We start from the raw sequence: 8,721 nt of genomic DNA, 5'->3' as shown, positions 1-8,721 counted from the left end.
TATCTACATCTTATTTTGAACTTTTATCAACAGCACATGCAATTTCGAAAGCACATTATCAAAGCAAGGGATATGTATTTCTGCAAATTGGTTTGAATGCTGCACCTTGTTCCGGAAATTGTAAATTTTGTTCAATGCGGATGGATGGATTTCATGATGACATGCAAATGGAACTATCAAAAGAAGAAGTCATTGAAAAGGTAGTATCCTTACCTTTTCATAAACTTGATTCTTTATTTTTAATGACAACGGCAGACTATCCTTTTCAGCGTTTTCTTGATATCGGAAAAGCTGTGAAGTGTTTGCTGCCATCACATATCAAATTGATAGCGAATATCAAAGATTTTACTTTAACACAGGCTCAAGCATTAAAGGATGCAGGATTTTACGGTGCTTATCATATAGTCAGACTTCGTGAAGGAATTGATACGGCAATACCAGTGAAAAAACGAATTCAAACATTGGATGCAATCAAATCCGTCGGTTTAGAATTATATTATTGTATTGAACCAATAGGACCGGAACACACCTATGAGGAAATAGTAAAAGAAATGTTACGTGCCAGAGAATATGATGTCAAGGTGATGGCGGTAATGGCGCGTGTGAACACTTCAGATTGTGCGTTGAAGAAGTATGGAGAAATTGATGATTTTGAGCTTGCTAAAATTGCGGCAGTTACCAGATTGGTATGTAATCCATCAATTTCCATGAATATGCATGAACCAAGATCTCTCGGAATTCTTGCCGGTGTTAATCAATTGTATGCAGAGTGTGGAAGTAATCCAAGAGATGAGTGCAATGAAACAGAATATCACAGAGGCTGGAATATTGATCAAGCATGTAATCTTTTATTGCAAGGAGGCTATCACCTTAATTGAAAGGAGCACCTATGAAATTATCATTGCCTTATGGAAAAGGATATAAAAAACTCAATATCGAAAATGCATGTGTTAAGCAGATACTATCTGCCCAAATGAGGGTGAAACCTACAATGACAGAAGCGGCTATAGTGGAAACAGCTTTACAAAATCCAATCGGTTCCAGCAGATTGGATAAGTTGGCGGAGCATAAAGAAAAGATTGTGATCATAGCATCGGATCATACACGACCAGTGCCAAGCCGCATCTTGATGCCACTCATACTTAAAAAGATACGAAAAGGCAATCCACATGCGCAAATCACGATATTAATTGCGACTGGTTTACATAGAGAAACAAAACGTGAAGAATTGATTGCGAAGTTTGGTGAAGAAATTGTTGAGAAAGAAACAATCATCATACATGACTGTGATGATCAAAAACACATGCGTTTTCTTGGTATATTACCATCAAAAGGTGAGCTATGGATCAATGCGATAGCCGCAGATGCGGATTTATTGCTCGCGGAAGGCTTTATTGAGCCGCATTTCTTTGCCGGTTTTTCAGGAGGAAGGAAAAGTGTATTGCCTGGGGTAGCTTCAAGGGCAAGTGTTATGTATAATCATAATTCTTTCTTCATTTCCAGCGAGTATGCCAGATGTGGCATTTTAAAAGACAACCCTCTTCATAAAGATATGTTATATGCTGCACGTAAGGCACGTTTGGCATTTATCGTGAATGTTGTTCTAGATGAGCAGAAAAAGATTATTCATGCGGTTGCCGGCGATGTGCAGAAAGCACATGCAAACGGTGTGGCATTTGTAAGGAAGTATAATCAGGTATATGCACAGCCAACAGATCTTGTCATTGTAACAAATGGCGGTTATCCACTCGATCAAAATCTTTATCAGGCAGTCAAAGGACTAAGTGCTGCCGAAAGAGCCGTGAAAGAAGGTGGGGTAATCCTTTTATTAGCAGAAGCCATTGATGGGCATGGGGGCGAAATGTTTTATCACATGTTTGAAGAAGAACGTGATTTAGCGACCTTAATGGAGAAAATCTTGGCGATAAAGGCGGAAGATACTGTACCTGATCAATGGCAAGTTCAGGTGTTGGTGCGTGTATTATTAAAAGCTCGTGTAATATTAGTATCCTCGTTAGACGATAAAACCGTACGCAATTTTCATATGGTACCGGCACATAGCTTAGATGAGGCAATGAATCTGGCAAAAGCAATGTTACCGAACGAAACGTTTAGCATTAACGTCATTCCTGATGGCGTTTCCGTGATCATATCACCAAAAGAAATTGTTAATAGCAGAACAAAAGTTTCTGCGTAAGGAGGAAGATAAAAATGAAACAATCATCAGCAATTTGTATAGCAGGAGGGGGCAGTACGTATACGCCCGGTATTGTATTAATGTTATTAGATAATTTAGATCGCTTTCCGATTTCACGCATAACGCTATATGATAATAATGAAGAACGGCAAGCGAAACTTGCGCAAGCATGTGCGATCATGATGAAAGAGAAAGCACCTGATATCGTATTTAATTGGACAAGTGATCCCCAAACCGCTTTTACCGGAATTGATTTCGTAATGGCCCATATTCGGGTAGGTCTATATGAAATGCGGGAAAAGGATGAAAAAATTCCTTTGAAATACGGCGTAGTCGGTCAAGAGACATGTGGTCCCGGAGGAATTGCTTATGGCATGCGTTCGATTGGACCAGTCATTGAAATAGCAGATTACATGGAAAAGTATTCACCAAATGCCTGGCTCTTGAATTACTCAAATCCGGCATCCATTGTCGCTGAAGCTACAAGACGTTTACGTCCGGGAAAACATATTATCAATATATGTGATATGCCGGTTGCTTTAGAGACGATGATGGCTGCTGCACTTAGTGAACGTACAGGAAAAACATATACCAGAAAAGATTTTGAAGTTCGCTATTATGGTTTAAATCATTTTGGATGGTGGACAGATATCCATACAAAAGATGGAAAAGATGTGATGCCGATTTTGAAAGACTACATCAAAGAAAACGGTTTTGCGACAAATGCGAAGGATTTTCAGCATAAAGATGCTAGCTGGAAAGAAACATATCAGAAAGCAAAAGATATTTATGCCTTAGATCCTACCACGATTCCATCGACATATTTAAAATATTATCTGTTCCCGGATGAAGTTGTTGCACATAGCAATCCAGCTTATACAAGAGCAAATGAAGTCATGGAAGGAAGAGAAAAGGAAGTTTTCGGAATCGCAGAGCGCATTATAGCTAAGGGAACAGCCAAAGAGGATACGTTTGCCGTTGGTGTTCATGCAAGCTTTATTGTCGATTTAGCTTGTGCCATTCGTTATAACACCAAAGAACGAATGCTGCTAATTGTTGAAAATAATGGTGCGATAGCGAATCTGGATGATACGGCAATGGTTGAAATACCGTGCTTAGTTGGATCTTCAGGAGCGGAAGCATTAACGGTAGGTAAAATTCCATCCTTTCAATTAGGGTTGATCAATGAACAATTATATGTGGAAAAACTTGTTGTAGAAGCTTGGATCGAGGGTAGCTATGGAAAATTGTGGCAGGCGCTTACACTTAGTAAAACGGTGCCAAGTGCATCTGTAGCAAAGAAAATTCTTGATGAGTTAATGGAGGCGAACAAAGAGTATTGGCCAACATTATCCTAAACCAGAGTATTGTTTCAAACAATTACAAGAAGTACATCAAGAGGAGGAATGTGCATGCAGATGAAATATTGCGCATACAGCTATTTAGATGAATCATCATCATTATGTGATTATGAAGTAGCGACCGATAAGTTGGCATCTTTAACAGCGCTATGTGCCCATTATGTCAAAGTAATTGATAGCGATGATCTTCAACTGCTGACATCTATGATCTATCACGCGAATGGATCTATTCGCGGAAATTGTGCAATTACGCAAGAAGATATGCAACAATTGGAGAGATTATATGAAAAGTACTATGTTGAAATGAAGTGCTTTGTATTGCCCGGCGGAAGTCTTCAAGCATGCTGGCTGCATACCCTTCGAACAGAAACAAAGGTCGTCATACGCTGTTTAAATGCTGTTAAACAAGAAGGAATCCCGGTAAATCCTATCTTATGGGACTTTATGAATTTTTTATCAAATATCATTTTTATGATGTGTTTATATGAGAATCAGCAAGCGGATACGGAAGAAATAGTATTTGAAAGTAAATCTTATGCATGCACGAAATCTTAGTTGTATAGCGGTTATGGCTGCATTGGAACTGCTGATTTTTACTTCCTTTTCCTACATTCTATATTTAGAATGTATCACGTTTACACTTGTTGTATTTGCCTTGATCTTTCCACGTAAACAAGCGGTATTGGCAGCATTTGTATTTACGACACTAAACATGATGATACAGGGAGTGACTCCTTGGTCATTCATGTATCTGTTGTTATATCCATTATACAGCTTAGTGATCAGTGTATTTGCTAAGTGTTTAAAGAAGCATTTTCTGCTTGCGGCATTCTTATGCGGACTATTTTCTTTTCTCACTGGACAATTTCTGCAATTGCCATTTATGTTATTTTCGAAGCATCTTGCGCTTGCTTATTTCATCGTTGGACTCAAGGCTTCAACAATCCAGTTCATTTTATCTTTTTGTTTATATTTGGTGTGTGCCAGACCGGTTTTATCGGTATTAGAGCGAATCGAAAGGAGGTTTTTATATGAATAAGATGTGGAAAGTATTCCTTATTATTTGTTTCCTATGCGTAAGCGGATGTATGAAAAAAGATGAAAAGATTGTGAAATCTGATCAAAAAGAACGAGAAATCACTCTGCATATTCAAGTCATTCATGAAGTGGAAAAGAAAGAATTAATGAACAAAGATATCACGGTAAAGGGCAATATTCATACATTAGAGGATTTTTTACAACATGCGGATGAATTAGCTGTAGAAACAACAAAAGGACAGTATGGTACAACCTTAATGGGAATGCTGGGAGTAAGAACAGAAGATTTTAAAAAGGGTCCTTGGTGGCTATATGATTCAGATAATAATACCTCTTGCAAGGAAAAGGGGCAGTGTGATGCAATTGACATTTTACAAGTGAATGATCAAGATCAATTTACGTTCCACTTCACTTCTTCCTTTTAAGATCATTAGAAAAAGGTCGGGTGATGATTAACAATGAAGATTGTAATAGCAATAGATTCTTTTAAAGGCGCTACATCTTCTATCCAGGCAGGAACTGCCATAGAAAAAGGTATTAAGAAATATCATGCCGATAACACAGTGGTGATTCCAGTAGGAGATGGAGGGGAGAATAGTTTACAGGCGTTAGCTCATGCACTTTCAGATTATGAATGGATTTGGTATTCATGTAAAAATGCTTTTTTTGAAGATAGTAAAGTAGCAGTATTGAGTTTTTATGACAATGGTAAAAAAACTTGTGCAATTGAAACAGCGGCCATTTTCGGATTGCATGATAAAAAGGTATCACGTGATACAGTGAAGCAAACATCTACATTTGGATTAGGCACTTTATTAAAGCAGCTGCAAATGGATGATTATAAAAAAATTATAATTTTTATAGGTGGCACAATTACAACCGATGGTGGTTTAGGGATGCTTCAGGGATTAGGTGTCCGGTTGCATGATAAGGATCATCGCGAACTTGGTTTAAACGAAAATCCTTTGGTAAAGATTAAAACGCTTGATCAAAACAGTCTGGATACTGTTTTAAAACAATTTGCGGATGTAGAAATAGCAGTAGGATGCGATGTGGATGCTCCTTTATATGGCGAAAAAGGTGCGGCTGTTATGTTCGCAAGGCAAAAGGGAGCACAAGATGATCAGATTATTTTCTTAGATAATCAATTACAATTGGTTGCGAAATTACTAAAACGTGATCTGAAACAGCCTTATTATGGTGCCGGTGGAGGTATTGCAGCAGCTTTATCACTATTTGCGACAAGCGTAAGTTCTGGATTCACGCTTTTGAATACTTATTTACATATTGAAGACAAAATGAAAGATATGGACTTAGTAATTACCGGAGAAGGTCGAATGGATGAGCAAAGCTTACAAGGAAAACTGCCGGTCTGTATAGCGTCCATCGCAAAGCAGATGCAGGTACCGGTAATTGCAGTCTGTGGACAGAAAAAAGGAGAAGTCTCATCTTTTGATACATATTTTAACGGTGTTTTCTCTATTCAACCCGGTGTAGTTACGCTTCCTGACGCAATAACGAATACCGAAAAAAATTTAGAAGAATTCAGTTATCAATTGATGCGTAGCCTGCATGCAATACATCCCTTGCGGTTATTAAAATAAAGCTTAAAAAGCTTCTTGTAAAAGATTGTGTTTTACGAGAAGCTTTTTTTAGGTTGAGGAGCTTTGATGGCTTACGTAAGAAGGGTAGGATGAAAAAAATGTTACCATAAAAACACCTTCTTTTTCCTACTTACAAATACGTCTGGGAAAGATAACTTCGTTAGCTTTTCACTGTATTATCAAGGCATCTTCTGATTGTCTTCCTGGAATGAAAAGCTTATAATGATACTATGTAACAGGAGGAGCTTGTATGAAAGAAACATTACAGTTAAGGGATTTTTTGAAGTATCGATTTGTATCCAATGTAACCTATGCACCAGATGGTGAACATGCGGCTTATGTCATAGCAACTTGTGATGAAAAACATAATACGTATCAACAACGTTTGTATGTATGGGATGGAAAAACACACAAACAGCTTACCAATGGTGGTAAGGAAAGCATGTATCTTTGGGAAGATAAAGATACCCTATTATTTTCCTCTTTGCGTGATAAACAAGATCAAGAAGCTGTGGAAAATGGAGAAGAACGTACGGTCTTTTATCGTATTTCTTTACATGGAGGAGAAGCAATTAAAGCATTTACAATACCGCTAGTCGTAACCGGTATCCAGAAAGTAAGTGATGGCTGTTATGCCTGTACGGTAGATTACGATCTGAATTACTCATATTGCTATTCGTTGGATGAGGAAGAAAAAGTCAAGGCATTAAAAGAAAAGAAAGACATGGAGGATTATGAGATCCTGGATGAGCTTCCTTTTTATGGGAATGGTTTAGGTTATACTAATAAGAAACGAAATAGCTTATTTCTATATGAAGAAAATAGTGATACACTGACACGCATCAGCACGGATATCATGGATGTAATGGATGTGAAATGGGATAAAGAAAAGCAGCTGTTGTATTATACCGGTGAAGTAAGAATCCAACATAAACAGACAGGCCGACAGGGTATTTATGTCTATGATATGAAGGCTGGCACATCAAAGTGTATATTTGATCAAGGGGAATATATGATTTCCGGCATTGAACCATGGGGAGAAGAGCTATTGGTGATTGCCAGTGATGGCAGACGCTATGGAATCAATGAAAATGCACAATTCTATTTCTTAAAGAAGCGTAAGCTGGAATTGTTTGCGGCAAATGAAGATTCCTTATGGGGAAGTGTTGGCAGTGACTGTCGCCTCGGCGGTGGCAAGAGTTCTTGTTTATATCAAGATAAGTATTACTTTATCACGACCAGAAGGCATGAAGCACACATCTATGCGTTGGATAAACAGGGCGATATCCAACCGGTTTTAGAACTTAGCGGCAGTGTGGATGCTTTTGATATCCATGATAAAGGTCTTATCTTTATCGGTATGCAAGAGGACTTACTGCAAGAGTTATACCAAATGGATATAACGAATAAAACCTACCAACGCATTTCTGATTACAATATGTGGGTGCATGAAACAAAGACGATTTGTCCATTAGAAGAATGTAACTTCACATCGGATGATATCACCTTGTATGGATGGGTAATGAAACCTGTAGGCTATGAAGAGGGAAAACAGTATCCGGCAATCTTGGATATTCATGGTGGACCAAGAACGGTTTATGGTACCGTGTTCTATCATGAGATGCAGGTGTGGGCAAATCAAGGCTACTTTGTATTCTTTATGAATCCACGTGGCAGTGATGGCAGAGGCAATGGCTTTGCGGATATCAATGGGAAATATGGAACGATTGATTATGAAGATCTCATGAAGTTTACGGATGTTGTCTTAGAACGTTATCCGGCAATCGATCAACAACGGGTTGGTGTAACCGGTGGCAGCTATGGTGGTTTCATGACCAATTGGATCATTGGCCATACCAATCGCTTTAAGGCAGCAGCAAGTCAGCGCTCGATTGCGAATTGGATCAGCTTCGCGCATACCTCTGATATCGGGGAATTTTTCACCAAAGATCAGCAGCAAGCAGATACTTGGGAAAGCGTAGAAGAGTTGTGGTGGCATTCTCCTTTGAAGTATGCCAATCAGGTGACAACACCAACACTGTTTATTCATAGCAATGAGGATTATCGCTGCCCATACAGTGAAGGTTTGCAAATGTATAGTGCGCTTGTGGAGCATGGCATAGAAGCCAGACTTTGTATGTTTAAAGGAGAAAATCATGAGCTAAGCCGCAGTGGGAAACCAAAGCATCGTGTGAAACGTTTAGAAGAAATTACCAATTGGATGCAACAGCATCTTAAATAAAAAAGTTGCATAAAAATCCTATACGAATGGATAGGATGAAGCTGCCTTTCATTGCTTGTAAACAAAGCATGAATGCCTTAGTAAAGAAACTTTAAAAGTTGACTAGGATATGTATGAACATAAGATGGTTAATGTGGTGAATAGAGCAAATGGGCACTATGTTTTATGGATCATCGATATGAGATATAAAAGCAAGATAATGTAATGTGAAGAAAAAGATGATAGGGTACGAAAAAAAGGTTCTTGCTTCATCATGGTTTGCGGATGATGAAGAAGGAC

At 38.4% G+C, this 8,721-nt stretch carries 8 protein-coding genes; all 8 read left to right on the top strand.

The genetic code is table 11. The features are described from left to right. On the top strand, positions 1-878 hold an 878-nt coding region (locus ACESSZ_RS01880; RefSeq protein ID WP_499842679.1), incomplete at its 5' end, for a biotin synthase BioB. Between the two features lie 11 nt (positions 879-889). Then, positions 890-2,197 carry a nickel-dependent lactate racemase gene (gene larA, locus ACESSZ_RS01875; RefSeq protein WP_008689449.1) on the top strand — a complete coding sequence of 436 codons (1,308 nt, stop codon included), beginning with the start codon at positions 890-892 and terminating at the stop codon, positions 2,195-2,197. Between the two features lie 14 nt (positions 2,198-2,211). Continuing rightward, on the top strand, positions 2,212-3,555 hold the full coding sequence (locus tag ACESSZ_RS01870) for a 6-phospho-alpha-glucosidase (RefSeq protein ID WP_008689447.1): 1,344 nt from the start codon (positions 2,212-2,214) through the stop codon (positions 3,553-3,555). A gap of 54 nt (positions 3,556-3,609) precedes the next feature. Next, entirely contained in the window at positions 3,610-4,113 is a 504-nt protein-coding gene (locus tag ACESSZ_RS01865; protein WP_008689444.1) for an ATP:cob(I)alamin adenosyltransferase, read from the top strand. Continuing rightward, positions 4,094-4,597 carry a cytochrome B gene (locus ACESSZ_RS01860; RefSeq protein WP_119983457.1) on the top strand — a complete coding sequence of 168 codons (504 nt, stop codon included), beginning with the start codon at positions 4,094-4,096 and terminating at the stop codon, positions 4,595-4,597. The genes ACESSZ_RS01865 and ACESSZ_RS01860 overlap by 20 nt, the downstream gene beginning before the upstream one ends. Then, positions 4,590-5,021: a DUF4430 domain-containing protein gene (locus tag ACESSZ_RS01855; RefSeq protein ID WP_008689439.1), complete on the top strand. Its 432-nt coding sequence runs from the start codon at positions 4,590-4,592 to the stop codon at positions 5,019-5,021. Before ACESSZ_RS01860 ends, ACESSZ_RS01855 begins: the two co-directional genes overlap by 8 nt. A 33-nt stretch (positions 5,022-5,054) precedes the next feature. Continuing rightward, positions 5,055-6,200 (top strand): glycerate kinase family protein, encoded by a 1,146-nt coding sequence (locus tag ACESSZ_RS01850; protein WP_119983456.1) that lies wholly within the window; start codon positions 5,055-5,057, stop codon positions 6,198-6,200. A 250-nt stretch (positions 6,201-6,450) separates the two neighbouring features. Further along, positions 6,451-8,442, top strand: a complete 1,992-nt coding sequence (locus tag ACESSZ_RS01845; protein WP_119983455.1) for an alpha/beta hydrolase family protein — start codon at positions 6,451-6,453, stop codon at positions 8,440-8,442. Positions 8,443-8,721 lie beyond the last annotated feature (279 nt).

Origin of the sequence: Eubacterium sp. 3_1_31 (assembly GCF_964249515.1) — a bacterium.
GTDB lineage: Bacteria > Bacillota_I > Bacilli_A > Erysipelotrichales > Erysipelotrichaceae > Longicatena > Longicatena caecimuris.
The sequence above is the reverse complement of the archived record's forward strand: the minus strand, read 5'-3'. Positions and strand labels throughout refer to the sequence as shown.

What these genes read in the sequence shown, in the direction of transcription:
- larA (WP_008689449.1), top strand. Translation starts at nt 890, where the DNA reads ATGAAATTATCATTGCCTTATGGAAAAGGATATAAAAAACTCAATATC.
- ACESSZ_RS01870 (WP_008689447.1), top strand. Translation starts at nt 2,212, where the DNA reads ATGAAACAATCATCAGCAATTTGTATAGCAGGAGGGGGCAGTACGTAT.
- ACESSZ_RS01855 (WP_008689439.1), top strand. Translation starts at nt 4,590, where the DNA reads ATGAATAAGATGTGGAAAGTATTCCTTATTATTTGTTTCCTATGCGTA.
- ACESSZ_RS01850 (WP_119983456.1), top strand. Translation starts at nt 5,055, where the DNA reads ATGAAGATTGTAATAGCAATAGATTCTTTTAAAGGCGCTACATCTTCT.
- ACESSZ_RS01860 (WP_119983457.1), top strand. Translation starts at nt 4,094, where the DNA reads ATGCATGCACGAAATCTTAGTTGTATAGCGGTTATGGCTGCATTGGAA.
- ACESSZ_RS01845 (WP_119983455.1), top strand. Translation starts at nt 6,451, where the DNA reads ATGAAAGAAACATTACAGTTAAGGGATTTTTTGAAGTATCGATTTGTA.
- ACESSZ_RS01865 (WP_008689444.1), top strand. Translation starts at nt 3,610, where the DNA reads ATGCAGATGAAATATTGCGCATACAGCTATTTAGATGAATCATCATCA.